Below are 26,864 nucleotides of genomic sequence, written 5' to 3'. Positions count from 1 at the left end.
CCCCCACCGGCGCCCGTACCCCGCACCCTTCCGACCGGCAGAGAGGCCGCACATCATGGACATCGGCGATCCCCTGAACTTCACGGGCCGGGTGGTCCTCGTCACCGGCGGCACCAAGGGCATCGGTGCCACCGTCGCCGAGGCGTTCCTCGGGGCGGGTGCGGAGGTGGCCGTCTGCGGACGCCACGCACCTGAGGCCGGGCCGGCGGCGGGGGGCCGGGAGGCGTTCTTCGTCCCCGCCGACGTACGCGATCCCGCGGCGGCGGCCGGGCTGGTCGATTCCACGGTGGAGCGCTTCGGCCGCCTCGACGTCCTCGTCAACAACGCGGGCGGCTCCCCCGACGCCGACGCCGCCACCGTCTCGCCCCGCTTCGTGGAGAGGATCGTCGCGCTGAACCTGCTCGCGCCGTTCTACGTGGCGCAGGCGGCCCACCGCGTCATGCGGGACCAGGAGGAGGGCGGGTCGGTCGTCAACATCGGCAGCGTCTCCGCGCACGACCCGCAGCCCGGTACGGCCGCTTACACGGCTGCCAAGGCCGGGCTGCTGGGCCTCACCAAGGCCCTGGCCCTCGAATGGGCTCCACGGGTGCGGGTCAACCACATCACCACCGGGCTGATCCGCACCGAGAGCGCGGCGTCCGTCTACGGCGCCGACGGCGGGGCGTCGGTGGCCCGCACCCTCCCGATGGCCCGCCTGGCCGTCCCCGGTGACGTCGCCCGCGCCTGCCTCTTCCTCGCGGGCCCGCTCGCCGGATACGTCAACGGCGCGGACCTGGCGGTGCACGGCGGCGGGGAGTTCCCGGCGCGCTACCTGGCCGCGCGGGCGGCGGCCCCGGGGCGGTAGGAACGCCGTACGCCACACCGGCCCGGACCCCACGCGGGGGTCCGGGCCGTGGTGTGCGGGGCCGTCGCGGCGGGGCCGGGCCGGGTGTGCGGGGCCGTGGCGGGGGCCGGGCTCAGACCAGGTTGTCCTCGACCGTCAGCCCGAAGGCCCCCCGCCCGTACATCGCCAGGGCCCGTTCCACGTCGTTGGCCACATGGACGCTTCCGGCATGGGCGTCCCGCCACGCGCGCTCGACGGGGTTGCCGCGCCGCAGCGAGGTGCCGCCGGCGGTCTTGAACAGCAGGTCGATCGCGGCGACGGCCCGTTCGGTGCCCCGGACCTGGTCCCGCCGTGCGCGCAGCCGCAGTTCCACGGGGATGTCCTTCCCGGCCTCGGCCAGTTCGTACAGCTCGCGCAGGTTGCGGTCCATCTGGAGGACGGTCGCGTCGATGTCGGAGGCGGCGCGGGCGATGGCCACCTGGGCGAACGGGTCCTCGGCGAACTTTCCGCCGCCCAGGCTGAGCCGCACCCGCTCCTTCATCAGGGAGACGTAGGAGGCGTAGCCGCCGGACACGGCGCCGATCACCGGGGCGGTGATGGCGCTCGTGAAGACCGTCCCGAACGGCAGCCGGTACAGCGGCCCCTGGTTGACCTGCTGTCCAGGGCCCCGCAACTGGGCCTGCTCGTAGTTGCGCAGGACCCGGTGGGCCGGGACGAACACCGTGTCCACGAGGATGTCGTTGCTGGCGGTTCCGCGCAGCCCCACGACGTCCCACACGTCCTCGATGCGGTAGTCGCGGCGGGGCACCAGGACGGTGAGGAAGTCCACCGGACGGCCCTCGGCCCCGACGACGAGGGCACCGAGCAGGGCCCATCCGGCGTGCTCGCAGCCCGAGGAGAAGCTCCACCGGCCGGTGAGTTCGTAGCCCCCGTCGACGGGTGTGAGCCGCCCCACCGGCGCGTAGGAGGAGGAGATCCGGGTGTCCGGGTCCTCGCCCCAGACGTCGTCCTGCGCCCGCCGGGGGAAGAGGCCCAACTGCCAGGGGTGGACGCCCAGGACGGACGCCACCCAGCCGGTGGAGCAGCACACCGCGGAGATCTCCCGCACCACCCGGTAGAAGTCGGCCGGGTGGGCTTCCAGGCCGCCGTAGCGGGCGGGCTGGAGCATCCGGAAGACTCCGGCCCCGGCCAGTTCGCCGATCGTGCCCTCCGGTATCCGCCGGTTCTCGTCCGCGGCGACGGCCCGTTCGCCGATGGCCGGCAGCAGGGCGCGTACCGCGTCCAGGACCTCGTTGCCCATCGTCCGTCCTCCATGCCCGTGTGGATCGTGACCGTTCGGCTGCGGGACGCGTCCGTCAAGTGGTCCGCAGGGCGGATTTGTCGACCTTGCCGGAGGCGTTGCGCGGCAAGGCCGCCAGGACGACGACCTCGCGGGGGACCTTGAAGTTGGCGAGCCGTTCGCGGCAGTGGCCGACCAGGTCGTCCGGGCCGGTCGCGGCCCCGGGGCGGACCGTCACGTACGCGCGTCCGACCTCGCCGAGACGCGCGTCCGGGACACCGACCACGGCGGCCTCGGCCACGGCGCCGTGGCCGGTGAGCACCTGCTCGACCTCGGCCGGGTACACGTTGAACCCGCCGACCACGAACATGTCCTTGGAGCGGCCGGTCACGACCAGGTTGCCGTGTGCGTCGAGGTGGCCGACGTCCCCGGTCGCCAGCCAGCCGTCGGCGTCGACGGCCTCGGCGCTCGCCTCCGGGTCGTCGAGGTAGCCCAGCATCACGTTGTAGCCGCGTACCAGGATCTCGCCGTCGTGCCCGGCCGGCAGCGGGACCCGGTCGGGGCCGGCCACCCGCACCTCGACACCGTCGATGGGGCGGCCCGCGGTCAGCGCGACGGTCTCGGCGTCGTCCTCGGCGGAGCAGACGGAGACCGTGCCGCAGCTCTCGGTCAGCCCGTAGGCGGTGAGCACCTCGGGGAAGAGTTCGGCCCGCAACCGGCGGACGAGGGCGACCGGGACGACGGCCGCGCCGGTCACCGCGAGCCGCAGCGACGACAGGTCGAAGCGGTCCCGGCCGGGCGCGTCCAGCAGTTCGGTGTAGATCGTGGGCGGGCCGGGCAGCACGGTGATCCGCTCGGACTCGACCGCGCGCAGCGCGCGCCGGACGTCGAAGACCGGCTGGAGGACCATGGTGGCACCCCGCAGCAGGCAGGCGAGGACTCCGGCCTTGTAGCCGAAGCAGTGGAACATCGGGTTGATCACCAGGTAGCGGTCCTCGCCGGTGAGCCCGGCGCGCGCGGACCAGGCCCGGTAGGTGAGGAGGTTCTGCCGGTGCGTGGTCAGGGCGCCCTTGGGCCGGCCGGTGGTACCGGAGGTGAAGAGCAGGTCGCAGGGGTCGTCGGGGCGCACCGCCGCGGCGCGGGCGGTGGCGTCCTCGTCGGGCCGGGCGGCGCCGCGCCGCAGGAAGTCGTCCCAGGACAGAGTGCCGGGCCGGGTGGCGGCGTCCAGCGTCACCACGTCCGCCAGGGCGGCCGGCCGGGGCACCGCCCGGCCCTCGGCGCTCGTGTCCAGCATCGCGAGGTAGTCCTTGCCGAGGAAGCCGTTCTCGACGAACAGCAGCCGGGCCTCGGCGCGTTCGAGCAGCAGCCGGGCCTCGGCGCCCTTGTAGCGGGTGTTGACGGGGACCAGCACCGCCCCGGCCGACGCCGTGGCGAGCGCGGCCACCACCCAGCGGTGGCTGTTGGGGGCCCAGACCGCGACCCGGTCGCCGCGCCGGACACCGAGCGCGATCAGCGAGGTCACGACGGCCCGCACCCGCTCGCGCAACCGCGCCCAGGTCAGCCGTACGTCACCGTCCACGACCGCCTCCCCGCCGGGATCGCGGAGCGCGGCGAGGTCGAGGGCGCCGGGAATCGTCAGGGGGTGCTCGCTCTCGCTCATCTGCTCTCCGGAACGGGGCTTCCTGGACGGGGACTTACAGCGACGGGGCTTACTGCGACGGGGCTTACGGGGAGCGGGCTCACGGCAAGCGGGCTCACGGGGACGGGGCTTCCCGGACCGGGGTGGCGGCCCGTGCGCGCCCTGGCCGACGGCACGTCAGGAGGACGCGGGCAGCAGCCGCTCGGACGCCTCGTGGGCGCCGAGGACGAGTCCGGCGCGCGGGAAGCCGCTGCGGCGCTCGGCCGTACCGGCGTTCCCGCCGGCGACCAGCACGGGCCCCTCGGCGAGGTGGCTCAGCCCTTCGCGGGCGACGTCCTCGGGTTCGGCGACCCGCAGGCCGGGCAGGTCCATGCGCAGCCCGGCGCGTTCCATGGCGGGGGTCCGGGTGACCCCGAGGACCAGTTCCAGTACGTGCACGTCGTAGGGGCGCAGTTCCAGCCAGAGTCCCTCGGCGAAGACGCGGCTGAAGGCCTTGGCCGCCGAGTAGACGCTGATCCGCGCCTGGCCCAGGTAGCCGGAGAGCGAGCCGACCAGCATGATGCCGCCGCGCCGCCGTTCCCTCATCAGGGCCCCGAAGTGGTGGGTGAGGGCCAGTTGCGCGGTGATGTTCAGGTCCAGGACGCCCCGGACGCGGTCGAGGTCGCCGGTGACGAAGTCGTGGCCGTAGCTGTTGGCCCCCGCGTTGAAGATCAGCAGGCCGACCTCCAGACCGTCGGTGACGGCACGGACCGAGGCCGGGGCCGCCGGGTCGAGCAGGTCGAGTTCGAGGGTGCGGACCTCGACGCCCCGGGCGCGCGCCCGCTCGGCGGTCTCGTGCAGCGGGCCGGGCTTGCGGGCGATCAGGACCAGGTTGATCCCCGCGTCCGCGAGCTGGTGCGCGAACGCGGCGCCGACTCCCTCGGAGCCTCCCGCGACGACCGCCCACGGCCCGTACACGCTCTTGTCGATCATGAAATCCCTCTCTCGTCGTGCCCGGCGGCCCGGCCGGCTCCACGCCGGGGGCGGGGCGGCGGTGCGGTGCGGTGACCGTAGAACGGGCCCGCGCGGTGCCGCCGCCGGACATCCCACTGGGCGGGACGCCTGGCCCGCCGCCCGGATCAGGCGGTGCGCTCCGGCTCTTCGGCCATGTGCCGCACGGCCAGCGAGGCGAAGACCATCGCGGTGCCGAGGGGGACGCCGGGGCCGGGATAGACGCGGCCCGTGAAGGAGGCGCTGGTGTTCCCCGCGGCGTACAGGCCGGGGAGCGGGCGGCCCCCGGCGTCCAGGACCCGGGCGTCGGCGTCGGTACGGAGGCCGCCCTTGGTGCCGAGGTCGGCGAGGACCAGCCGGGCCGCGTAGTACGGAGGCCGGTCGAGCGGGACCAGACACGGGTTGGGACCCGGGGCGTTCCGCGTGTCGGCGAAGAACAGGTCGTAGGGGTCCTCCCCCCGGTGGTGGTCCTCGTCGGTACCGGTGGCGGCGAAGCCGTTGAACCGGGAGACGGTATCGGCCAGGGCGCCGGCCGGGACCCCGATGAGGCCGGCCAGCTCCGGCAGCGAGTCCGCCCGCACCCAGGTGCCGGCCGCCAGATGGGCCTCGGGCGCGGCGGACGGCACGGTGACGGCGGGCAGCGCGCCACCCTCGCGGGAGTCGAAGACGAGGTGGACACACGGCCCGTCCCGCCGCGCGGCGGCGAGGGCACGGCCCATCCGGTCGTACGGCAGCGACTCGTTGGCGAAGCGCCGCCCGGTGGCGTCCACCATGAGCCCGCCGCGCAGGCCGAGCGTGAACGCGGCGGTCCCGTCCGGGAGTTCGGTGCCCGGACACCACCAGGCCTCGTCCATCAGCGCGGTGGCGGCTCCGGCGGCGACGGCGGCGCGCAGTACCTCACCGGTGTTCGTCCCCCGGGGGGCCATGCTCCAGGCCGCGCGGCCCGGCACCTCGTGTGCGGCGCGCCCCTCGTCGTCGCGCTCGAAGCCGCCGGCGGCCAGCAGGACACCGCGCCGGGCCCGCACACGGACCGTGCCGTGCGGGGTCCACGCCTCCACGCCGGTGACCCGGCCGTCCTCGGTGACCAGCCCGGTGACCCGGTGTTCCGCGCGGATGTGCGCGCGGCCGGTACGGGTGGCGGCCAGCAGCAGGCGCCCGATCAGTGCGCGGCCCGCGCTCAGCGGCCCGTCGGGGTGTCCCAGGCCCGCGCGGTCCCGGTCGACGGCGGGGCGGACCAGGGGCAGCAGGTCGCCCAGCTCGTCCGGTGCCAGGTCGAGCGGGACGAAGGAGCGGCCCGCGTCCATCCGGCCGGGGGCGGCGACGTAGTCGGGGAAGGCACGCCACTCGAACACGAGGGCCGGGTCGCGTTCGAGCCGGGCGACCAGTGCGGGGGCGTGCCGCAGGAAGGCCTCACGGCGTTCGGCCTCGGCGTCGCCGGTGAGGGCGCGCAGATAGGCGCGGGCCGCCTCGGTGGAGTCACCGAGGCCCGCCCGTTCCTGGACCTGGGTGCCGGGCAGCCAGCAGGCGGCCCCTGAGTAGGCGGAGGTGCCGCCGAGCAGCGCCGTCCGTTCGAGTACGACGGTGTCGAGGCCCTGCGACGCGGCCTCCAGGGCCCCGGTCATCGCTCCCGCCCCGGACCCGACGACGACCACGTCGTGGGTGGCGTCCCATTCCTGTTCCTGCCGGCGGCCTCGCATGTGCCCTCCCGTGCCTCGGTGGTGTGAGGCCTCAGCAGACCGCGCGGGCGGCGGACGGGGCGGGGGCGGTCCCGCTGACCGGTACGGCGGCGCCTGACGCGCGGCCGGGCTCGGCGTATTGTCGGTGGCCGTCGACACCACCGATCTCCGGGAGGGGAGCGTGCCCAGAATCGCCGAGGCCAGGGCGGGGGCCGAGCCCAGTTCGCCCCGGCAGCGCGCCCGCCGTCAGAGCATCCTGGAGGTGGCGGCGGACCTCGCCGCCGAGTCCGGGCTCGAACGGGTGCAGATGCACGAGGTGGCCAGGTCGGCGGGGGTGGCGATCGGCACCCTGTACCGGTACTTCCCGTCGAAGACCCACCTGTTCACGGCGCTCATGGCCGACCAGATCGAGGGGTTCGGGGCGCGGCTGCCCGAGCGGGCGGAGGGCACCTCGCCCGAGGACGCCGTCTTCGAGACGCTGGGCAGCGCCACCCGCAAGCTGCTGCGCCGCCCGGCCCTGGCCACCGCGATGATCCAGTCGGCGAACGCCGCCCGCGCCTCGACCGTCCCGGACCTGGCGCGGATCGACTCTGGCTTCCTCGACCTGCTGCTGCGGGCCTGGGGCGTCGAACGGCCCACGGACCACCACATCGCGCGGCTGCGGCTGCTGATCCTGCTCTGGTACGGGGTGCTCCAGTCCCGGCTCAACGAGCGGCTGTCACCGGAGAAGGCCGACGCCGACCTGCGGATGGCGTGCCGTCTGCTGCTCGCGCCGGGGCCGGAGGCGGGCTGATCCGGCCGGTGTCGGGGACACCGGCCGGACGGACCCACCGGGCCACGGGCCTCACGGGGTCTTCTGCGTGCCCGTCGTGTCGAGTCCGGCGACGCTGTAGGCCGCGTAACCGCGGTACGGGTCGCGGCCGACGAAGTACGGAGTCAGCTGCCGCTCCAGTTCCTCCGGGGTGAAGGCCCCGTCGGCGGCGGTGAACTTGTGCTCCACGGTGGGCGGGGCGAGCAGGGCGACCATGTCGCCGTAGACGACGAAGACCTGTCCGTTGATCTCGTCGGCGGCGGGCGAGGCCAGGTGCGCGACGAGGGCGGCGACCCGCTCCGGGGCCATGATGTCCAGGCCGCCCGGCGCGCTCACGCCCTCCCCGAAGGCCTCGGCGGTCATCGCGGTGCGGGCGCGCGGGCAGATCGCGTTGGCACGCACCCCGTACCGGGCCAGGCCCTGGGCCGTGGACAGGGTCAGCGCGGTGATGCCGGCCTTGGCGGCGGAGTAGTTGGGCTGGCCGGGGGAGCCGAACAGGAAGGCCTCGGACGAGGTGTTGACCACCCGGCCGTAGACCGGGGCGCCGGACGCCTTGCTCGCCGCCCGCCAGTGCGCGGCGGCCGCGCGGGAGACGCCGGCGTGGCCCTTGAGGTGGATCCGGATCACGTCGTCCCAGTCGGACTCGGTGAGGTTGAACAGCATCTTGTCCCGCAGCACGCCCGCGTTGTTGACGACGACGTCCAGGCCGCCGAACGACTCCACGGCGGTCCGCACCAGGCGGTCGCCCATGGACCACTCCCCCACGTCACCGGTGACCGCGACGGCCCGGGACCCGCGCTCCTGGATCTCGGCGACCACGTCGTGGACGGACGGGCCGACGTCGTTCACCACCACGGCGGCGCCGAGTTCGGCGAGCGCCAGCGCCTCGGCGCGGCCGAGCCCCGCTCCCGCTCCGGTGACGACGGCGGTACGCCCCTCCAGGGTCTTCGTCGGGCTCATGCTGCCTCTTTCCGTTGGTACGTCGGTCCGATGGGTACGCCGGGGCCCTCCCCCCACTGCCGAGGGGAGCGCCCCGCGCCCCGCGAAACTAGTGCCGGTGTCCGTCTTCCGGCCGCTGGTGTCCCGTTGAGTGGACGAACGCGACCGACACCGGGCCCAGCCCCTCGAAGTCGGCCCGGAACGTGTCGCCCGGCGCCACGTCCACCGCCCGGGTGCACGAGCCCGGCAGGATCACGTGCCCGGCCTCCAGGCGCACCCCGTAGGACGCCACCGTGCGGGCCAGCCAGGCCACGGCCTCGGTCGGGTCGCCGAGCACCGCGCCGGTGTCGCCCCGGGCGATCTCCTCGCCGTCGCGGTACAGCACGGCGGCGATGCCGGCCAGGTCGATGTCACCGGGGCGCACCCGGGCCGAACCGAGGACGACCCCCGCGGACGAGGCGTTGTCCGCGATCGTGTCGGCGAGCCGGATCCGCCAGTCCTTGATCCGGCTGTCGATGAGTTCGATGCTCGGGACGACGTACTCGGTGGCCGCGAGGACGTCCGCGGTGGTGCATCCCTCCCCCGGCAGGCTCCGGCCCAGGACGTACCCGAGCTCGACCTCGATCCGGGGGTGGCAGTAGCGGTCGGCCTCGACGGGGGTGCCCTCGGGCAGCACCATGTCCGAGAGCAGATGGCCGTAGTCGGGCTCGTCCACGCCCATCATCCGCTGCATGACCTTCGAGGAGAGGCCGACCTTGTGTCCGCGGACGGTACGGCCCTCGGCCAGGTGCCTGCGGACGTTGATCAGCTGGATCTCGTAGGCGTCGGTCACCTCGATGGCCGGGAACCCGGCGGTGAGCGGCTCGACCGGGGTGCGGTCGCGCTGGGCGGCCCACAGTACCCGGGCCGCCTCGGTGCGCTGTGCGGCCTCAAGCATCGTGCTGCTCCTTCTGATCGGGGAGGTCGGGGAGGTCGGGGAGGTTGGGGACTCCGGGGGCGAAGCGGGCGCGCGCGCCGGAGAGCACGGTGCGGCCGTCGGCGGCGGACGCCTCGAAACGCACGGCGGTGCCGCCCCGGTCGTTCGGGCCGGTGCGGTCCTGGTCGGCGCGGTCACCGTCGGCGCTGTCCCCGTCGGCGCGGTCCTCGTCGGTGGTCCAGCCCCGCAGGGTGAGCCGGTCTCCGGGGAAGACCGGGGCGGCGAACCGGGCGTCCAGTTCCACCAGTGCGGCGGGGTGGGCGCCGAGCGCGTCGGCCAGCGGCAGCAGGCTCGCGGCCAGCGTGCACAGTCCGTGCAGGAAGGGCCGGGGCATCCCCGCCGCCCGCGCCGCCCCGGGGTCGATGTGCATCGCGTGGCGGTCGCCGAGCAAGCGGTAGAGCGCCGCCTGCCGCGCGTGCGTGGCCACGGTCAGGGTGTGCCCGGCCGGGCCGTCCGGGCGGCGCGGGGCGGACGGTCCGCGGTCGCCGCCGAATCCGCCGACGCCCGGGGCGAAGACCGACCAGGTCGCCGTGAAGGACGGACAGGTCACCTCCACGTCGAAGACGGCGGCCGAACCCTTGTCCAGGACGCGGGCGACGCGCGCCGTGGTCGTCAGCTCCCCCTCCGGCTCCAACGGCCGCCGTACGAGCAGGCGTTGGCTGCCGTGGACGGCGGTGGTGACGTCGAAGGCGCCGAGCGTCCCGAGCGCGTCGGGCGCCCACTGGGCGAGCGTCAGCGCGAAGGTGGGAAGCACCCGCAGACGCTCCTCGTACACCAGGTCGAGCCGGTCCGCCGGGGCGCCGACGGCGAGCGCGTAGAGGATCGCGTCCCGGGCGGTCCAGGAGACCGTACGGGTGCCCAGGGCGCGGCCCTGCCACGGGGAGGGGGTCATCGGTCCGCTCCCAGGATCAGCCCGCTGGTGGGGACTCCGGTGCCGGCGGTGACCAGGACGTGGTCGGCGGTGTCCGGCTGGTTCACCGAGGTGCCGCGCACCAGTCTGACCCCCTCCGCGATGCCGTTCATGCCGTGCAGATAGGCCTCGCCGAGCTGCCCGCCGTGGGTGTTGAAGGGCAGCCGGCCGCCGAGTTCCAGATGGCCGTCGGCGATGAAGTCCTTCGCCTCGCCGGGGGCGCAGAAGCCCAGTTCCTCCAGTTGCGGAAGGACCAGCGGGGTGAAGTGGTCGTAGAGGACGGCCGCGTCGATGTCGTCCGGTCCCAGCCCGCTCTGTCCGTACAACTGGCGTCCCACCAGGCCCATTTCCGGGATGCCGGTGATCGTGGGCCGGTAGTAGCTGGTCATCATGTGCTGGTCGGCACCGAGCCCTTGGGCGGCCGAGCGGATCACGGCGGGCGGGTGCGGGAGGTCGCGGGCGCGTTCGGCGGAGACGATCACCAACGCCTGGCCGCCGTCCGTCTCCTGGCAGCAGTCCAGCAGCCGCAGGGGTTCCGCGATCCAGCGGGAGTCGCGGTGGTCCTGGAGGGTGATGGGGCGGCCGTGGAACCAGGCCGCCGGATTGTTCGCGGCGTGCTTGCGGTCGACGACGGCGACCCGGCCGAAGTCGTCGGTGGTGGCGCCGTACTCGTGCAGGTAGCGGCGGGCGAACATGGCCACCCACTGGGCGGGGGTGCTCAGCCCGAACGGGGTCGTCCAGGCGTAGGCGGCCCGGTCCGCGGTGGTGTCCATGGGGCGGGCCGCCTGACCGAGCCCGTACCGCTCGCCGGAGCGCTCGTTGAACGCCCGGTAGCACACCACCACGTCGGCGACGCCGGTGGCGACCGCCATGGCCGCCTGCTGCACGGTGCCGCAGCCGGCCCCGCCGCCGTACCCGACGCGGGAGAAGAACGTCAGCTCGCCCATCCCGGTGTTGCGGGCCACGTGGATCTCGGAGCTGGTCTCCGCGGTGAAGGTGACCAGCCCGTCCACGTCGGCCGGGGTGAGCCCCGCGTCGGCGAGTGCGGCCAGCACGGCCTCGCAGGCGAGCCGGAGTTCGCTGCGCCCGGAGTCCTTGGAGAACTCGGTGGCGCCGATCCCGGCCACGGCCGCGGTGCCCGCGAACGTCCCCCTCATCGCTCCCCCTCGGGCAGCCGCACGGACACGGTTCCGGTGACGTGGTCACCCAGGCCGGTGGTGCCCCGGACGGCGATCTCCACCTGGCGGTCCGTGTCGGACGTCCCCGTCACCGTGCCGGTGAACACCAGGGTGTCGCCGGGGTGTCCGGGGACGCCGAGCCGAATACGGATGGCCTTGACGACGCAGGCGGGACCGGCCCAGCCGGTGACGTACCGGTCGACCAGGCCGTTGCTGGTCAGGATGTTCAGGAAGACGTCCTTCGCACCGCGCTCCCGGGCGAGGTCCGGGTCGTGGTGCACGTCCTGGTAGTCGCGGCTCGCGAGCGCGGTGGCGACGATCAGGGTGCGGGTGAGCGGGACGGACAGCTCGGGGAGCACGTCCCCCGGGGCCACCTCGGCGTACGCGCGTGTCCTTGGCAGGGCGGGCGCGGCCTCGCCGGCCGTGGTGGCGGGTGCCACCTCGGTGGCCGTGGTGGCGGGGTCCCGCGGTGGCCGGGTCATGCCGTCACCGCCTCTCCGGTCACCAGCGCGCCGAGGCGTTCGAGGTCGGCCCCGGCGCCGCCCAGGGTGGTGGAGATCTGCTTGCCCCACAGGAAGTGCCGGTGCACCGGGTAGTCGGTGTCCACGCCGATGCCGCCGTGCACGTGCTGGATCCGATGGACGGTGTTCAGGCCGCCCTCGGTGGCCCACCACTTGGCGACGAGGGCGGCCCGGTCGGCCGTACGGGCGTCGAAGGGGTCGGCCAGCGCGTCCACCGCGTGCCAGAGCGTGACCCGCATCGCCTCGATGTCGATGTAGCAGTCGGCGAGTTGGTGCCGCACCGCCTGGAAGGTGGCGAGCGGGCGGCCGAACTGCTCGCGCTGCGCGAGATGGCCGGCGGCGTACCCCAGGGCGCCTTCCGCCACCCCCGTCTGCACGGCGGCCAGAGCGACGAGGGCGCTCCTGACGAGGTGGGCAACGGCTCCGTCCCCCGGAGCGCCGACCGCCTCGGCCCGTACACCGTCCAGCGCGAGGTGGGCGCTCATGTCGTGGCTGGTGGTCTCCGCGTCCCGCCAGGTCACCCCGGGGGCGTCGGACGCCACCAGGAAGAGGCCGGGGCCGGCGTCGGTGGTGGCGGTCACCAGGACGTGGCGGGCACCGGCGGGCGAGGGGACCACGGCCTTCAGGCCGTCGAGCCGCCAGCGCGGACCGTCCGCCACGGCCCCGGTGCCCGGCATCAGCGGGTCCGCGGGACCGAACTCCTCCAGGGCGAGGGCCGGCCGGCCGGTGCCGTCCGCGAGGGGCGGCAGCAGCGAGGCCCGCTGCGCCGCGCTGCCGTACGCGGCGACCGCGAGCGCCCCGGTCAGCGCGGGCCACAGCGGTACGGGGGCCACCCGTCGGCCCTGCTCCTGGAGGAGGACGCAGAGGCCGGCCGTGCCGAGCCCGGCGCCGCCGTCCCGTTCGGGCAGCACGGCCGCGAGCAGCCCGGCCGAGGCGAGGTCGTCCCAGAGGTGTTCGTCGACGCGGGTCGGTGAGGTCTCCACCTCGCGCAGCCGCTCGGGGGTGGCGCGGTCGGTGAAGATCTCGCGCGCCAGGTCGCGGACCGCTTCGAGCTCCTCTCCCAGGGAGAAGTCCATCAGGGGGCCTCCGTCGGTGCGGGCCGGAACACCGGCAGGGTCGGATCGTGTGCGGCGGTCAGCCAGTCGAGGACGACGGGCATGCCGATGGTGACGTCGTCGGGGGCGACACCGGTCAGGTTGGTGACGAGCCGTGTCCCCTCGGCGAGTTCGACGACGGCGACGAGGTACGGCGACGTGAAGGCGGGGTGCCGTGGGTGGTGGCTCACCACGAAGCTGTACACCCGCCCCTCCCCGGAGGCCTCGACGGTGTCCCACTCCAGGGAGCCGCACCCGGGGCAGCAGGGGCCGGGGGGATGGCGAAGGGTCCGGCAGCCGGTGCAGCGCTGGATGAGCAGGCGGTGCCGCTCGGCCCCCTCGAAGAAGTAGGCGTTGTCCCGGTTGACGGCGGGACGGGGGCGCGGGGCGGGTGCGGCGTCCGGCGGGGCGGCGGGGCGGCGGGGGCCGGGCGGAAGCGGAGGGTGCGCCAGCGCTGGGTGGCGACGGTGGCGCCGTGCCCGTCGGTGTAGGTCTTCAGGGTGGTGACGAACCGTCCGGTGCCGAGCGCGGTCCGCTTCTCGGCGGAGACCGACTCGACGGTCTCGCGTACGGCGACGTGGTCGCCGGTCTCCAGCTCCCGCAGGAAGGTGAACTCGGAGTCGGTCGCGACCACGGAGGTGTAGCCGCCCTCGTCGAGCAGGGCGACCAGGGCGTCGAAACCGCCGGGGGCGGACGGTGACGGCGGTGCGACGGTGGCCGCGTAACCGCGCATCGTCCAGGCCTGGACCATCGAGGCGGGTGCCACCACGCCCGTACGCCCGGTGGCGCGGGCCGCCGCCGCGTCCGTGTAGACCGGGTTGGTGTCGCCCATGGCCTCCGCCCAGTGCCGGATCATCGGCTGGTTGACGGGGTCCTGGGCCGGTGTGAGCGGGCGCAGTTCGCGTCCGGTGAAGGCCTGGAGCCGCTCCTCGTACCCCGGCCGGGGCCGCTCCTCGTACCCGCTCACGCGCCACGCCTCTCGCGCGGCAGGCCGAGACCCTGGGTGGCGACCATGTCGCGGAGCACCTCGTTGACGCCGCCGCCGAAGGTGTTGACGATGCCCTGCCGGGAGAGCTGTTCGACCTGTCCGGCGAGGACCGCGCCCGGAGACTCGGGCCGGACGCGTCCGGCGGCGCCGAGGATCTGGGTCAGCCCGCGCTGGACGTCGATGTGGGTCTCGGTGCCGTAGGCCTTGGCGGCGCCCGCGTCGGCGCCGGTCAGGGTGTCGCGGGCGACGGCGGCGGTCATCTTCCAGTTCATCAGCCGCATCGCCTCCAGCCGGGCGTGCGTACGGGCGAACTCCCGCCGCACCCAGGGGATGTCGGCGGTGCCGTTCTCCCGGGCCCAGTCCAGGACCCGTTCCCACAGCTGGATCATGCGGCCGCCGAGGGCCGCGAGGCCGATGCGCTCGTGGTTCAGCTGGGCCGTGATCAGCCGCCAGCCGCCGTTCACCTCGCCGACCACGTCGGTGGCGGGGACGCGGACCCCGCTGTAGTACGTCGCGGTGACGACCATGCCGCCGACGGTGCGGACGGGACTCCAGGAGAAACCCTCGTCCGAGGTCGGCACGATCAGGATGGAGATGCCCTGGTGCCGGGGGGCGTCGGGGTCGGTGCGGGCGGCGAGCCATATGTGGTCGGCGGTGTTGGCGCCACTGGTGAAGATCTTGCTCCCGTCCACGACATAGCTGTCGCCGTCCCGGACCGCCCGGGTGGTCAGCGAGGCGAGGTCCGTGCCGGCGGCGGGTTCGGTGTAGCCGATGGCGAACACGACGTCCCCGGAGAGGATGCCGGGCAGGTACCGCTTCCGCTGCTCCTCGGAGCCGTACGCCATGAGGGTCGGACCGACCGTGTTGACCGTGACGAACGGGAAGGGCAGGCCCGCGCGTTGCACCTCGTCGAAGAAGACGTACTGGTCCTCGGCCGGACGGCCCTGGCCGCCGTACTCGGTGGGCCAGCCGATGCCCAGCCAGCCGTCCGAGCCGAGCCGTTTGACGACCTCGCGGAAGCGGTCCCCGCCCACGCCCTCCTCACCGGCGCGGCGCCGTTCGTCCTCGGGCATCAGGCCCGAGAAGTACGCCCGCAGTTCCCGCCGCAGCTCGTGGTGCGCGGCGCTCTCGCGCAGTTGCATGTGGTTCTCCTTGGTTGTCCGGCGCCGGACGGGCCGGGGCCCGGTCAGGGCAGGAAGCGCCCGCGCCCGTTGGCGAGGAACTCGTCGCGCAGCGCGGCCTTGTCGTCGTCGGTCATCGGTGTGTAGACGGGCCGGCCCCGTCCCGCCCACCGGTACACCGGGTCCCCGGTGCGCCATCCCTCCAGCTGCATCTCCTTCTTGCGCAGCTTGTTGGATCCGGTGGTGGGCAGGGCGTGCGAGACCCGTACGAAGCGGGGGGCGCCCTTGGTGCCCAGGTCCTCCTGCTCCTCCAGGAAGCCGGGCAGGTCCAGGTCCTCGAATCGGGTGCCCCCGGCGACCTCCACGGCGGCCATGACCTGGTCGCCGGAGCGCGGGTCGGGGACGCCGAAGGCCCCGGCGGCGACGACCGCGGGGTGCCGGCGCAGGACGCGTTCGGTGAGCAGGGCGGAGATGTTCTCGCCGTCGACGCGGATCCAGTCGCCGGAGCGGCCCGCGAAGTAGAAGTAGCCCGCCTCGTCGACGTATCCGAGGTCACCGGTCCAGTACCAGCCGTGGCGGACGCGTTCGGCGTTCGCCGCCTCGTTCTTGTAGTAGCCCTCGAAGCGCGCGGCGCCCTCGGTGTCCACGATCTCGCCGACGGCCTCCTCCGGGTTGAGCACCCGGCCGTGGGGGTCGAGGACGGCGGGCGGGCACGTCCGCCGGGTCGCGGGGTGCACGATCCGGACGCCCTCCCGGGCGGGCCTGCCGAGGGCGCCCGCAGGTGCGTCGGAGACCCGCTTGAGCATCCCGGCGCCCTCGCTGGAGCCGTAGCCCTCGACGAGCCGGCAGCCGAAGCGCTCCAGGAAGCGCGTCGCGTCCTCGGGCGACGCCTCGGTGCCGAAGGCGTGGGTGAGCTGGTTGTCGGCGTCCTCCCCGGTCTCCGGGCGGGCCAGGACGTAACCGATCGCCTTGCCGACGTACGTGAAGTAGGTGGCCCGGAAGTGGCGTACGTCCGGGAGGAAGCCGGAGGCGGAGAACTTGCGGGTGAGGGCGATGGTGGCCCCGGCGGTGAGGGCGGGAGCCCAGAGCGCCATCAGCGCGTTGCCGTGGAACAGCGGCATCGGGCAGTAGCAGACGTCCTCGCGGGTGATGTCGTACTTGGCGCTGTTGGCGGCGCCGAGCCCGGCGAGCCGGCCCTGCGAGCAGATCGCGGCCTTGGAGGTGCCGGTGGTGCCCGAGGTCAGGAGCAGCAGCATCCGGCTGGCGGCGGTGACGTCCGGGGCGGCCGGGCGGCGGCCGGTGTGGGCGGCGAGGCCGGTGGCGTAGGCAGGTTCGCCGACGACGAGGAAGCGGTCGCGGTCGACACCGGTGTCGAGTCCGTCGAGCAGGGCGGCGCCCGCTCGGTCGGTGACGATCATCCGGCAGTCGGTGTGCCGCACCTCCTGGGCCAGTTCGGCTCCGCGGCGGGTGGGGTTGATGCCGACGACGGCCGCACCGGCGAGGGCCGCGGCGCCCAGCCAGAAGACGTACTCGGGTTCGTTGTCCAGGAGCACGCCGATGTGGAACGGTCCCCCGGCGCGCAGCTCCCGGGCCCAGGCGGCGCGGGCCGCGCTCTCCTTCACGACCTCGTCCCAGGTCCAGGACCGTTCACGGGTCAGCAGGCCGGGGTGGTCGTCGCCGGCGCGGGCGAGCAGCAGGTCGGCAATGGTCTGGTGTGGCAACGTCGGTCCCTCTCACCCGGTGGCCGGGTCTGCCGGTGTCGGTACAGGGGTGCGGTGCGGGTGCGGGCCGCTCGGTGATCACGGGGTCCAGAGGCGTCGGGTCGTCGCCCTTCCCGGCCGCCCGTGCCGACCGGTGGCGACGCTATGCGCGGTCCAGCCGGTGCGGCCCCGTGTGGTCCCGCTGACCGGGAGGGGCCGGGGCCGGGCGGCTCGGGTCGTGCGGCGGTCAGCCGAAGTTGGCCTGGCCGCCGTCGAGCGGGACGGTGGCGCCCGTCAGATACCGGGCGTCCGGGCCGCACAGCATCACGACGGCCCGTCCGATGTCCCGCTCGCAGTCACCGACGTACCCCAGCGGGATGGACGCGGCGAACTCTGCGGCCTCCTCGGGGTGGGCCTCCTGCCACCGGGCGTACGCCGGTGACACGGCGTGCGGGGCGATCGCGTTGACCCGGATGCCGTCGCGGCCCCACTCGTCGGCGGCGGCCCGGGTCAGCGTGCGCAGTGCGGACTTGGCGGCGGCGTACGCCCCGTACGTGCTCAGGTCCCAGCGCTCCATGGCGGAGGTGACGAGGTTGATGATCACGCCCCCGCCGTTCTCCCTCAGATAGGGGTGCGCGGCCTTCATGAAGGCGAACGCCGCGAACGGGCCGCTGTCGAAGCCCCTGCGGAACTGTTCGCCGCTCAGCGACAGCAGTGGCCCGTAGCACCCGCTGTAGGCGTTGTTGACCAGGATGTCGATCCCGCCGAAGCGCGCGGCGACGTCCTCCACGACGGCCGGGACACCCGCCGTGTCGAGCACGTCGAAGACGAACGGCTCGGCCCGCGCGCCCCGTTCGCGCAGCAGCTCGCAGGTCGCCACGAGTGTCCGCTCGGTGCGCCCGAGGACGGCGACGGAGGCCCCCTCGGAGGCGAGGGCCAGGGCGATGCCCTGGCCGACCCCCTGGCCCGCGCCGCTGATGACCGCGGTCCTGCCGTCGAAGTGCCCCATCGAACGTCTCCCTCAACTCGGCCTGGGCAGTTGCTTGTTGATGAACAGCCCCGCCGCGGTGACACAGACGCGGTCCCCGGCCCGGATCTCCCCGGCCGTCCGGATCCGGGAACCGTCCACCGAGACCTGGCGGCCGGTGACAGTCAGGGGTTCGAACAACGGGGTGGGCCGCAGATAGCGCAGGGTCAGCTCGGCCGTCATCCCGGAGGTGCCGGCCCAGTGGTTGGCCACGCCCAGGGTGTGGTCGAGGAGCAGCGCCGAGACACCGCCGTGCACATGGCCGGGCGGCCCCTGGTAGGGCAGGTCGAGGGTGACCACGCCTTCGACAGTGCCCTCCTCGGTGCCGTACAGGCGCAGCGGCGGTGCGAGGGCGTTCTCCGGGCCGGTGACGGGGTCGTGGCGGGTGACGCCCTCGCCGCGCCACATCTCGGCGAGGCGTTCGCTCACCGGGGGCGCGCCCTCGGTGAGCCGGACGGCGACGGCGTCGAGTTGTGCGGCGACGGCGTCCAGGTCGGCGCCGGTGCCGTCACCGGCCCGTAGCAGGGCGGTGACCAGCCGGCGGGCGGCGGCCACGGCGGCGTCGACACCGTCCTTGTGTTCCTCGGCGACCAGGCGGGGGCCGGTGGATGCCGCGGTGTTCTCGGGGGCGGGGACGGTCATGACGCCACCACCGTCGCCGTCGCGTGGGTGAGCACGGGCGCGCCGTCGCGTTCGGGGCAGGCCGTGTGCAGTACGAGACGTTCGGTGCCGTCACCGGCGGGTCCCGTACGCCACACGGAGGTGGTCAGGGACTCGCCGGGGACGAGGGGGCCGGCGAAGCGTGCGTCGAGGCCGGTGAGGCGGGTGACGTCGCCGTCCAGGACGCCGTCGACGAGGGCCTTGCCGACCAGGCCGTACGACGCCAGTCCGTGCAGGATCGGCCGGTCGAACCCGGCGGCGCGGGCGGTCGCCGGATCGGCGTGCAGGGGGTTCAGATCGCCGTTGAGCCGGTACCAGAGGGCCTGTTGGGGCGCGGTGACGGAGGTGAGGACGGTGTCGGCGGGGCGGTCCGGTGGGGTCACCCGCTCGTCCTCCGGGCCGGGGTCCTGGCTGAAGCCGCCCTCGCCACGCGCCCAGACGCGGGTGGTGGTGGTCCACAGCGCCCGGCCGTCGGGGCCGGTGGCCGTGGACTCCAGGACGACGAGGGCGGCCCTGCCCTTGTCCCAGACCTCGGCGACGCGGGAGCGGAGGGTGGCGGTGCCGGACGCCGGGAGGGGCCGGTGGACCCGGAGTCCCTGGCCGGCGTGGAGGAGGGCACGCAGGTCGACGTCGATGCCGGGCAGGTGGAGACCGGGTCCGGCCGTCTCACCCGAGGAGATCCCGGAGCCGGCCACCAGGGCGAAGGTGGGCAGCACCGTGAGGCCCCGCTCATAGGTCAGGGACAGCTCGGGTCCGGTGGCCGGGTCGGCTCCGGCGCCCAGGCTCAGGTGGTACAGCAGGACGTCGCGCGTGCTCCAGCGGATCTCGCGGACCGACGGGTCCGCGGTCAGCGCCTTGTCGCGGTCGATGGGCATGGTCAGCCTCTCTCGGTGGGCTCGGGGTCACGGGGCAGGCCGAGCATGCGTTCGCCGATGATGTTCAGCTGGACCTCCGTGGTGCCGCCGGCGATGGACAGGCAGCGGGAGTTGAGGAACATCCAGACGGCGTCGTGGCGTTCGCCCTCGCCGGTGAGCGCGTCGGTCCCCTGCCACTCCACGCAGGTCTCCCAGACGCGTTGCTGGTGTTCGACCCCGAGCAGCTTGGCGACGGAGGCCTCGGCGCCGGGCTGCTGCCCGGAGACGCTCCGCAGGGTGGTGCGCAGGGCGAGCACGGCGCCCGTCTGGGCGTCGCAGAGGTGGCCGCCGAGGGTGGTGAGCCGCTCGTCGTCGAGGGTGCCGGAGGCTGCGGCGATCTCCAGCAGGGCCTCGGCGCCGGAGCCGACGGAGTCGTGGGAGAGGGCGACACGTTCGTTGGCGAGGGTGGTGCGGGCGAGCTTCCAGCCGTCACCGGGGGCGGCGACGAGCAGTGCGTCGGGGATGAACACCTCGTCCAGGAAGACCTCGTTGAACTCGGCCTCTCCGGTGATCTGGCGCAGCGGCCGGATCTCGATGCCGGGGCTGGTCATGTCGAGGAGGAAGTAGGAGATGCCCCGGTGCTTGGGTACGGCGGTGTCGGTGCGGGCGAGCAGGACGCCCCAGTGGGCGTCGTGGGCCATGGAGGTCCACACCTTCTGCCCGGTGACCAGCCAGCCGCCGTCCGTCTTCACCGCGCGGGTGCTGAGGCCCGCCAGGTCCGATCCGGCGCCCGGTTCACTGAACAGCTGGCACCAGACGAGGTCGCCGCGCAGGCTCGGCGCGAGGAACCGCTCCCGCTGGGCGGAGTCCCCGTGGGCGATGAGCGTGGGGACCACCCAGCCGCCGATGATCATGTCGACGGGGGTGAGGTCCGCCGCCCGCAGTTCCTCCGCGATGACGAGCTGGGTCACCGGGTCGGCGCCCTTGCCCCAGGGGGCCGGCAGATGCGGTGCGGTGTAGCCGTGGTCGGCGAGGTGGGTGCGGCGTTCCGTGCCCTCCAGGGCCGCGGCCTCCCCCAGTTCGGCACGGATCCGCTCGCGTACGGCCTCGGCCTCGGGCGGGAGTTCGACCCCGAGAGTGCGGCGGGTGCCGTCCAGGGCGAGCCGGGCGACGCGGCGGCGCCAGGCGCCGGCCGGTCCGAGGGTGACCCGGAGGGTGTGGGCGCGGCGCAGCGCGAGGTGCGCGTCGTGCTCCCAGGTGAAGCCGATACCGCCGAGCACCTGGACGCAGTCCTTCGCCACCGCGAACGCGGCGTCCACGCCGACCGCTCCGGCGACGGCGGCGGCCAGCGAGGCCTCCCGGGGGTCGGTGGCGCCGTCCGGGCCGGCCGCGCGGGCGGCGTCCCAGGCGCAGGCACGGGCCTGTTCGGCCTGGGCGAGCATGCGGGCGCAGCGGTGCTTGACGCCCTGGAACTGGCCGATACGGCGGCCGAACTGCTCCCGGACACGGGCGTAGCCGGCGGCCGTGGCCACGCAGCGGTCGGCGAGCCCGGAGGCTTCGGCGGCGAACAGGACCGCGGCGAGGTCCAGGGGCGTCCGCGGGTCCAGGTCCAGCAGGTCGGCGGCCGGGACGGGCACCGAGCGGACGGTGACGCGGGAGGAGCGGCGGGTGAGGTCGTGGCTGCGGACGTCGGTGGTCCCGACGGCGGCGCGGGGCAGCACCAGCCAGGTGGTGCGGCCGTCGTCGGCGGCGGGCAGGACGAACACGTCGGCGAGGTGTCCGCCGACGACGAGTTCACTGGTCCCGGTCACCGTGGCCGTGCCGTCGTCGGCGCGGTCCAGGACGAGGGTGCCGGGGGCGAGTCCGACCGCGCCGAGGGTGGTGCCCGCGGCGAGCGCGGCGAGGTGGCCACGGTGTCCGGCGGTGTGCAGCACGGCGGAGGCGAGCGTCGTCGGCAGGAACGGCCCGGGGGCCACCGCGCGGCCCAGTTCCTCGGTGACGACGGCGAGTTCGACGAGTCCGTACCCCGCGCCGCCCGCCTCCTCCGGCAGGTGGAGTCCGAGGAGTCCCTGTGCGGCGAGACCGCCCCAGTGGGCGGGGAGGGTCTCCTTGTCCGCGTCGGCGGCGGCCCGCAGGGTGTCCTCGGTGATGTGCCGCTCCGCGAAGGCGCGCACGGCGTCGCGCAGGTCGCGGTGTTCCTGGGTGAGTCCGATGGTCATGGCGCCCTTCAGATGCGTTCGATGACGGTGGCGGTGGCGTGCGCACCGCCCGCGCACATGGTGATCAGGGCGGTGGACCCGCCGGTGCGCTCCAGTTCGTGCAGGGCCTGGGTGACGAGCCGGGCACCGGTGGAGCCGACGGCGTGGCCGAGCGCGATGGCGCCGCCGTTGACGTTGACCTTGTCCAGGTCGGCCTTGTGCGCCTGGGCCCAGGACAGGACGACGGAGGCGAAGGCCTCGTTGATCTCGACGAGGTCGATGTCGGCGAGGGTCATCCCGGCTCTGCCGAGCACCCGTTCGGTCGCGGCGACGGGTCCGTCGAGGTGGTAGTAGGGATCGGAGCCGACCATGGCGGAGGCGACGATCCGGGCGCGGGGGCGCAGTCCTTCGCGGGCGGCGCGCTCCCGGCTCATCAGCAGGACGGCGGCGGCGCCGTCGCTGATCTGGGAGGAGTTCCCTGCGGTGTGGATGCCGTCGGGCAGGACGGGACGGAGGCCTGCCAGGGCTTCGGGGGTGGTCGCGCGCAGCCCTTGGTCGCGGCTGACGAGGGCCGTCTCGCCGGTCGGTCCCCCGGGGCCCATGACGGGGGCCTGGATCTCGATGATCTGCCGGTCGAAGCGTCCTTCGGCCCAGGCGCGGGCCGCCTTGCGCTGGGAGGCGAGGCCGAGGGCGTCCGCGTCGGCCCGGGTGATGCCCCGGTCGCGGGCGATGCGTTCGGCGGCCGTGAACTGGTCGGGCATGTCCAGGGTCCAGCTCTCCGGTGCCGGGGAGCCGGTGCCGGGGGCGAGGGCGGCGCCGAGGAAGACCCGGCTCATCGATTCGACGCCGCAGCCGATGCCGGTCTCGACGGCGCCGGAGGCGATCAGTCCGGCGACCAGGTGCACGGCCTGCTGGGAGGATCCGCAGGCGCAGTCGATGGTGGTGCAGGCGGTGGTGTGCGGGAGTCCGCTGTGCAGCCAGGCGTTGCGGGTGACGTTGTTGGACTGTTCGCCGGCCTGGGTGACGCAGCCTCCGATGACCTGTTCCACGGTGTCGGGGGCGATCCCGGCGCGCTCCAGGAGGCCCTTCTGGGCGAGTCCGAGGAGTTCCGCCGGGTGGAGCCCGGACAGGGCACCCCGGCGCCGGCCGACCGGTGTCCGCGCGGCTTCGACGATGACGGCCTCGGTCATGGCTCTCCGTAGGGTGAGGCCCCTGGTGGGGCGGTCGGCGTTGGCACTGACGGAAAAACTAGAATTGGTTCTGGAAACGGGCAAGGGCCGGTCCCGCTCAGTGGTCGCGCCCCCGCCGGGAGAGCGCACCGGGCGGGGGCCGCCGGAACCGTCGGACATGGGCCCGCCCGAGCCGTCGGACACCGGGCCCGCCGGACGCGTCAGATGCGGGATCCGCCGTCCGCCCGGAGCTCGGCGCCCGTGAGGTACCCCGCGTCCCGCAAGTCCGCGAGACCGCGAGTCCGCGAAGGCGATCACCCCGGGGATCTGTTCCGGCAAGGCGGCGGACCGTATCCCGGACGGGCGCGGCGGAACGCGCTCCGTCCCACCGACCGGGACCGCTCCTCGACGGCGCCCGGCGTACCGGTTCCGGTCAGTGGGACTCCCCCGGCCGAGCGGTGGCGCGCGGGCCTACCGTCCACGGACCGTGAGACCACGCGTCCTGACGAGGGGATGAGAGCAACGTGAGCGCAGTCGAGTCAGCACCCGACGAGGTCAGGGCCATCGAGGCCGGTGCGGCACCCACCCGGTTCGCCCGCGGCTGGCACTGCCTGGGCCTCGCGGAGAAGTACAAGGACGGCGCACCGCACGCGGTGCGGGCCTTCGGTCAGAAGCTCGTGGTGTTCCAGGCGGGCGACGGCACCCTCAACGTGCTGGACGCCTACTGCCGGCACATGGGCGGTGACCTCTCCCAGGGCACCGTCAAGGGCGACCAGGTCGCGTGTCCGTTCCACGACTGGCGCTGGGGCGGCGACGGGCGCTGCGAGCGGATCCCGTACTCCAAGAGGGTCCCGCTGCGGGCCCGCACCGCGTCCTGGCCGACGCTGGACCAGGACGGGATGCTCTTCGTCTGGAACGACCCGGAGGGCAAACCCCCGCCCGCCGACGTGACGATCCCCCGCATCGAGGGGGCCACGAGCGAGGAGTGGACCGACTGGCTCTGGTACGAGACGGTCGTGGACGCCAACTGCCGCGAAGTCGTCGACAACGTGGTGGACATGGCCCACTTCTTCTACGTCCACTACTCCTTCCCGACCTACTTCAAGAACGTCTTCGAGGGCCACACCGCCACGCAGTACATGCGCGGCACCGGCCGCCCCGACGCCCGCCCCCAGGAGCAGGACGGCAAGCCCAGGACCACCGGCAGCAACTCGGTGGCCTCCTACCACGGGCCGTCCTTCATGATCGACGACCTCACCTACCACTACGACACCGGTGACGACGTGCGGTCGGTCCTGATCAACTGTCACTATCCCGTGGACGCCAACCGCTTCGTGCTCCAGTACGGCATCGTCGTCAAGCGCTCACCCACCCTGTCCGGTGAGGCCGCCGACGAGCTCGCGGCGGGCATGGGCCAGTTCATCAAGCTGGGCTTCGAGCAGGACATCGAGATCTGGAAGAACAAGTCGCGCATCGACAATCCGCTGCTCTGCGAGGAGGACGGGCCGGTCTACCAACTACGCCGCTGGTACGAGCAGTTCTACGTGGACGCCGCCGACGTGACACCGGAGATGACCGACCGCTTCGAGTTCGAGCTGGACACCACGCGCCCCGTCGAGGCGTGGCAGAAGGAGGTCGAGGCGAACCTCGCCCGCAAGGCCGCCACCGAGGGCCGGCCGGTCTGATGCGGCTCGACAACCGGCTGGCCGACGGCCCTGCGATGCGTCCCCTGGCCTGCGACCGGTGCGCGGCGCGGGTCCTGGTGCGCAAGAGCAGCTGGCAGCAGACGAGCGTGCAGTGGGACGGACGGGCCACGGCGGCGTGCGCCGAACGCGGCCCGTCCGGCGGGGCCTTCGAGGGGTGCGGGGCGCTGCGCGACACCATCCGGGAGGCAGCGCTGCGCGGCACGCTCCCGCTCGTGGACGGGGCGGGGGACGTGGCTCCGCCCTCCTGACGACGGAGCCCGTCCGGACCGTCAGGTCCTCCTGGGTCCTGGGTCCTGGGTCCGCCCGGGGCCCAGGACCGTCCGCGTTCAGCCGCCGCCCGCCGCGGCGGTCCCGGCCCGTCGCCGGAAGGACGTGCCGTCACCCGGCGAGGGCCGGGCGGGGCTCATCCGGTCTTGTCCGGCGGGGCGAAGGCGGCGAGCGGTTCGGACCCGGACCAGTCGTGACCCCAGTAGCTGTCGGCGGTGATCTCCTCGGCGGTGTAGTGCCGTTCGTCGACCCGCATGCCCTGGCAGCCGTACTCGATGTCCCAGCCGCCGGGCGCGCGCACGTAGAAGGAGACCATCTTGTCGTTGGTGTGCCGCCCCAGCGTGGAGGAGAGCGAGAAGCCCCGCTCGCCGACGTTGTCGAGGGCCCGGCCGACCGCGTCCAGGGTGTCCACCTCCACCATCAGGTGCACCAGTCCGGGTTCGCCGGCGTGCGGGGCGGGGCAGACGGCGAGGCTGTGGTGGCGTTCGTTGACGCCCATGAAGCGGACCCTGCGGGGCGGGGCGTCGGGTGACTGGCCACCGAGCCTGATCCCGCCGCGCGGCAGGAAGCCGAGCACCTCGGTGTAGAAGGCGACCGTGTCGTCCATCGCGGTGGTGGGCAGGACGACGTGCCCCATGCCCTGGCCGCCGGTGACGAACCGCTGGCCGAGCCCGGTCAGGACCGGGCTGTGGTCGAGGATCGGCGCGAAGAAGACCTCGACGGGCACTCCGGCCGGGTCGAGGAAGGTGAGGGCCTCCTCGACGCCCCGGTCGTCCGCCTCCTTCCGGTCGAGCACCTTCACCACTGTGCCGGACGCCTCGACGGCGCGGCCCACGGCGGCGAGCGCGAACTGGTCACGTACCTCCCAGCCGACCGAGAGCACCGTGTCGCTGTCACCGGGCAGGACGACGAGGCGGGCCCGGCGTTCGTCCATGCGCAGGTAGAGGCCCTCGGGGTCGGGGCCCGTCCCTTCGGCGAATCCGAGCGCGTCCACGGTGAGTTCGCGCCAGCGGGAGACGTCCCGGGTCTGGACCCGGAGATATCCGAGTCCGCGGATCTGTGTCATGACGGTGTTCCTCTCTGGTCCGGTCGGCTGCGTCCGGACGTCGGGGCGTCCGGGCATCCGGGGTTCCGTGCGTCGGGGCTCAGATCATCGAGCGCATCGGGCCCTGCGGCGGCTCCACGCCGATCTCCGTCAGGGCGGAGGCGTGGAAGACGGACCCTGGCACATGGATGGCATGGGTCAGGCCGGTGTGCGCGTCGCGCCAGAACCGCTGGATGGGGTTGTCCATGCGCATGGCGTTCCCGCCGGAGCGGGCGACGACCTCGTCGACCGCGCGGACCGCCCGCCAGGCGGCGGCGGCCTGGGTGCGCCGGCCGACGGCGCGCCGTTCGAAGGTGATCTCCCGGCCGGCGGCGACCATGTCGTACATCTGGCTGACGTTGTCCAGGAGCGCCGAGCGGGAGGCGGCGATCTCGGCGGCGGCGTCGCTGACGGCGTAGAGGACGTACGGGTCGTCCCGCACGGCCTGGCCGGTGATCTGCACGCGGTCGGCCTGGTAGGCGAGGTGGTGTGCGAGGGCGCCCTCGCACATGCCGATGACGGCGGCGGTGATGCCGAGCGGGAAGGCGGCGGAGAACGGCAGCCGGTAGGCGGGGTTGGTCAGCCCGGACTCGGCGGCGAGGGAGCCGTCGACCACCTTGGCGTACTCGATCACCCGGTGGGCGGGCACGAAGGCGTCCTTGACGACGACGTCCTTGCTGCCGGTGCCGCGCAGCCCGACGACGTCCCAGGAGTCGTCCACGATCTCGTAGTCGGCGCGGGGCAGGATGACGTGGACGGACCGCGGGGGGCTGAGCCGGCCGCCGTCGGCGTCGGTGAGGAATCCGCCGAGGAAGATCCACCGGCAGTGGTCGGTGCCGGAGGAGAACTGCCAGCGGCCGTCGAAGACGTATCCGCCGTCGACGGGCCTCAGCAGGCCCATCGGCGCGTACGGGGAGGCGATCCAGGTGTCGTGGTCCTCGCCCCACACCTCCTCCTGGACCCGGGGGTCGGCCATCGCCATCTCCCAGGGGTGGACACCGACGACCCCGGCGACCCAGCCGGTGGCACCGTCCAGGGAGGCGATCCTCATGACGGTCTCGGCGAACTCGCGCGGGTGCAGTTCGAGGCCGCCGTACGTCGTGGGCTGGAGCATGCGGATCGCTCCGGCCTCCCGCAGGAGCGTGGCGGCCCGGTCGTCGAGACGGCCGAGCGCCTCGTTGGCAGGGCCGAGGGCGCGGATCTCCTCGGCGTGTGCTTCGACCGCTTCGCGTACGGGATGGGACATGGCTTCAC

24 protein-coding genes and 1 pseudogene are annotated in these 26,864 nt (G+C 74.0%); 4 read left to right on the top strand and 21 right to left on the bottom strand.

Features of this window, described 5'->3' with window-relative positions:
* Nucleotides 1–55 precede the first annotated feature (55 nt).
* Complete coding sequence (locus B9S64_RS30885) at nt 56–844, top strand: SDR family oxidoreductase (RefSeq protein WP_103489839.1); 789 nt, start codon at nt 56–58, stop codon at nt 842–844.
* 112 nt (nt 845–956) lie between these two features.
* On the opposite strand, the gene hsaA is transcribed toward B9S64_RS30885, so the two are convergent.
* The 4 genes from hsaA to B9S64_RS30865 all read right to left on the bottom strand — a co-directional run bounded on the left by hsaA (nt 957) and on the right by B9S64_RS30865 (nt 6,428).
* Nucleotides 957–2,123, bottom strand: coding sequence for a 3-hydroxy-9,10-secoandrosta-1,3,5(10)-triene-9,17-dione monooxygenase oxygenase subunit (gene hsaA, locus B9S64_RS30880; protein ID WP_103489838.1), 1,167 nt, complete (start codon nt 2,121–2,123; stop codon nt 957–959).
* 55 nt (nt 2,124–2,178) lie between these two features.
* The gene (locus B9S64_RS30875) at nt 2,179–3,762 is read right to left on the bottom strand and encodes a FadD3 family acyl-CoA ligase (RefSeq protein WP_103489837.1); all 1,584 of its coding nucleotides are present in this window, start codon (nt 3,760–3,762) and stop codon (nt 2,179–2,181) included.
* A gap of 156 nt (nt 3,763–3,918) precedes the next feature.
* Nucleotides 3,919–4,713, bottom strand: a complete 795-nt coding sequence (locus B9S64_RS30870) for an SDR family oxidoreductase (protein WP_103489836.1) — start codon at nt 4,711–4,713, stop codon at nt 3,919–3,921.
* Nucleotides 4,714–4,859: 146 nt separating this feature from the next.
* The gene (locus B9S64_RS30865; protein WP_103489835.1) at nt 4,860–6,428 is read right to left on the bottom strand and encodes an FAD-dependent oxidoreductase; all 1,569 of its coding nucleotides are present in this window, start codon (nt 6,426–6,428) and stop codon (nt 4,860–4,862) included.
* Between the two features lie 160 nt (nt 6,429–6,588).
* Between B9S64_RS30865 and B9S64_RS30860 the strand changes: the two genes are divergently transcribed.
* Entirely contained in the window at nt 6,589–7,200 is a 612-nt protein-coding gene (locus B9S64_RS30860) for a TetR family transcriptional regulator (RefSeq protein ID WP_028440696.1), read from the top strand.
* Between the two features lie 51 nt (nt 7,201–7,251).
* Here the strand turns inward: B9S64_RS30860 and B9S64_RS30855 are convergent, their stop codons facing one another.
* From B9S64_RS30855 to B9S64_RS30790, 15 genes and pseudogenes are all read right to left on the bottom strand, one after another.
* Nucleotides 7,252–8,178 (bottom strand): 3-oxoacyl-ACP reductase, encoded by a 927-nt coding sequence (locus B9S64_RS30855; RefSeq protein WP_103489834.1) that lies wholly within the window; start codon nt 8,176–8,178, stop codon nt 7,252–7,254.
* An 88-nt stretch (nt 8,179–8,266) separates the two neighbouring features.
* On the bottom strand, nt 8,267–9,094 hold the full coding sequence (locus tag B9S64_RS30850) for a 2-keto-4-pentenoate hydratase (RefSeq protein WP_103489833.1): 828 nt from the start codon (nt 9,092–9,094) through the stop codon (nt 8,267–8,269).
* Nucleotides 9,087–10,025 (bottom strand): MaoC/PaaZ C-terminal domain-containing protein, encoded by a 939-nt coding sequence (locus B9S64_RS30845; RefSeq protein WP_103489832.1) that lies wholly within the window; start codon nt 10,023–10,025, stop codon nt 9,087–9,089. Before B9S64_RS30845 ends, B9S64_RS30850 begins: the two co-directional genes overlap by 8 nt.
* Nucleotides 10,022–11,200, bottom strand: a complete 1,179-nt coding sequence (locus tag B9S64_RS30840) for a lipid-transfer protein (protein WP_103489831.1) — start codon at nt 11,198–11,200, stop codon at nt 10,022–10,024. The genes B9S64_RS30845 and B9S64_RS30840 overlap by 4 nt, the downstream gene beginning before the upstream one ends.
* The gene (locus B9S64_RS30835; protein WP_103489830.1) at nt 11,197–11,703 is read right to left on the bottom strand and encodes a MaoC/PaaZ C-terminal domain-containing protein; all 507 of its coding nucleotides are present in this window, start codon (nt 11,701–11,703) and stop codon (nt 11,197–11,199) included. The genes B9S64_RS30840 and B9S64_RS30835 overlap by 4 nt, the downstream gene beginning before the upstream one ends.
* Nucleotides 11,700–12,818, bottom strand: coding sequence for an acyl-CoA dehydrogenase family protein (locus tag B9S64_RS30830; protein ID WP_103505014.1), 1,119 nt, complete (start codon nt 12,816–12,818; stop codon nt 11,700–11,702). Before B9S64_RS30830 ends, B9S64_RS30835 begins: the two co-directional genes overlap by 4 nt.
* Nucleotides 12,818–13,027, bottom strand: a complete 210-nt coding sequence (locus tag B9S64_RS35295) for a Zn-ribbon domain-containing OB-fold protein (RefSeq protein WP_258037927.1) — start codon at nt 13,025–13,027, stop codon at nt 12,818–12,820. Before B9S64_RS35295 ends, B9S64_RS30830 begins: the two co-directional genes overlap by 1 nt.
* 323 nt (nt 13,028–13,350) lie before the next feature.
* Nucleotides 13,351–13,692 (bottom strand): annotated as a pseudogene (locus B9S64_RS35290) (MaoC family dehydratase N-terminal domain-containing protein); the annotation flags it as partial.
* A 107-nt stretch (nt 13,693–13,799) separates the two neighbouring features.
* Nucleotides 13,800–14,966 (bottom strand): acyl-CoA dehydrogenase family protein, encoded by a 1,167-nt coding sequence (locus B9S64_RS30820; protein ID WP_103492180.1) that lies wholly within the window; start codon nt 14,964–14,966, stop codon nt 13,800–13,802.
* Between the two features lie 44 nt (nt 14,967–15,010).
* On the bottom strand, nt 15,011–16,666 hold the full coding sequence (locus B9S64_RS30815) for an AMP-binding protein (RefSeq protein WP_103492179.1): 1,656 nt from the start codon (nt 16,664–16,666) through the stop codon (nt 15,011–15,013).
* Nucleotides 16,667–16,892: 226 nt separating this feature from the next.
* Entirely contained in the window at nt 16,893–17,654 is a 762-nt protein-coding gene (locus tag B9S64_RS30810; protein ID WP_103492178.1) for an SDR family NAD(P)-dependent oxidoreductase, read from the bottom strand.
* 12 nt (nt 17,655–17,666) lie between these two features.
* On the bottom strand, nt 17,667–18,314 hold the full coding sequence (locus B9S64_RS30805) for a PaaI family thioesterase (RefSeq protein WP_103492177.1): 648 nt from the start codon (nt 18,312–18,314) through the stop codon (nt 17,667–17,669).
* Nucleotides 18,311–19,207, bottom strand: a complete 897-nt coding sequence (locus tag B9S64_RS30800) for a MaoC/PaaZ C-terminal domain-containing protein (RefSeq protein ID WP_103492176.1) — start codon at nt 19,205–19,207, stop codon at nt 18,311–18,313. The genes B9S64_RS30805 and B9S64_RS30800 overlap by 4 nt, the downstream gene beginning before the upstream one ends.
* 2 nt (nt 19,208–19,209) lie before the next feature.
* Entirely contained in the window at nt 19,210–21,405 is a 2,196-nt protein-coding gene (locus tag B9S64_RS30795; protein WP_103492175.1) for an acyl-CoA dehydrogenase, read from the bottom strand.
* 8 nt (nt 21,406–21,413) lie between these two features.
* Entirely contained in the window at nt 21,414–22,574 is a 1,161-nt protein-coding gene (locus tag B9S64_RS30790) for a steroid 3-ketoacyl-CoA thiolase (RefSeq protein ID WP_103492174.1), read from the bottom strand.
* A gap of 503 nt (nt 22,575–23,077) precedes the next feature.
* On the opposite strand from B9S64_RS30790, the gene B9S64_RS30785 reads away from it, so the two are divergent.
* Both B9S64_RS30785 and B9S64_RS30780 read left to right on the top strand, forming a co-directional pair.
* Complete coding sequence (locus tag B9S64_RS30785; RefSeq protein WP_103492173.1) at nt 23,078–24,238, top strand: Rieske 2Fe-2S domain-containing protein; 1,161 nt, start codon at nt 23,078–23,080, stop codon at nt 24,236–24,238.
* Entirely contained in the window at nt 24,238–24,507 is a 270-nt protein-coding gene (locus B9S64_RS30780; protein ID WP_258037925.1) for a ferredoxin, read from the top strand. The genes B9S64_RS30785 and B9S64_RS30780 overlap by 1 nt, the downstream gene beginning before the upstream one ends.
* A gap of 155 nt (nt 24,508–24,662) precedes the next feature.
* On the opposite strand, the gene B9S64_RS30775 is transcribed toward B9S64_RS30780, so the two are convergent.
* Nucleotides 24,663–25,592: a VOC family protein gene (locus B9S64_RS30775; protein ID WP_103492172.1), complete on the bottom strand. Its 930-nt coding sequence runs from the start codon at nt 25,590–25,592 to the stop codon at nt 24,663–24,665.
* A 79-nt stretch (nt 25,593–25,671) separates the two neighbouring features.
* The gene (locus tag B9S64_RS30770) at nt 25,672–26,856 is read right to left on the bottom strand and encodes an acyl-CoA dehydrogenase family protein (RefSeq protein ID WP_103492171.1); all 1,185 of its coding nucleotides are present in this window, start codon (nt 26,854–26,856) and stop codon (nt 25,672–25,674) included.
* Nucleotides 26,857–26,864 lie beyond the last annotated feature (8 nt).

The sequence above is a fragment of the Streptomyces sp. SM18 genome (genome assembly GCF_002910775.2).
In the GTDB taxonomy this organism is placed as follows: Bacteria; Actinomycetota; Actinomycetes; order Streptomycetales; family Streptomycetaceae; genus Streptomyces; species Streptomyces halstedii.
Note: the sequence above shows the minus strand (reverse complement) of the source record. Positions and strands in the feature narration are given on the sequence as shown.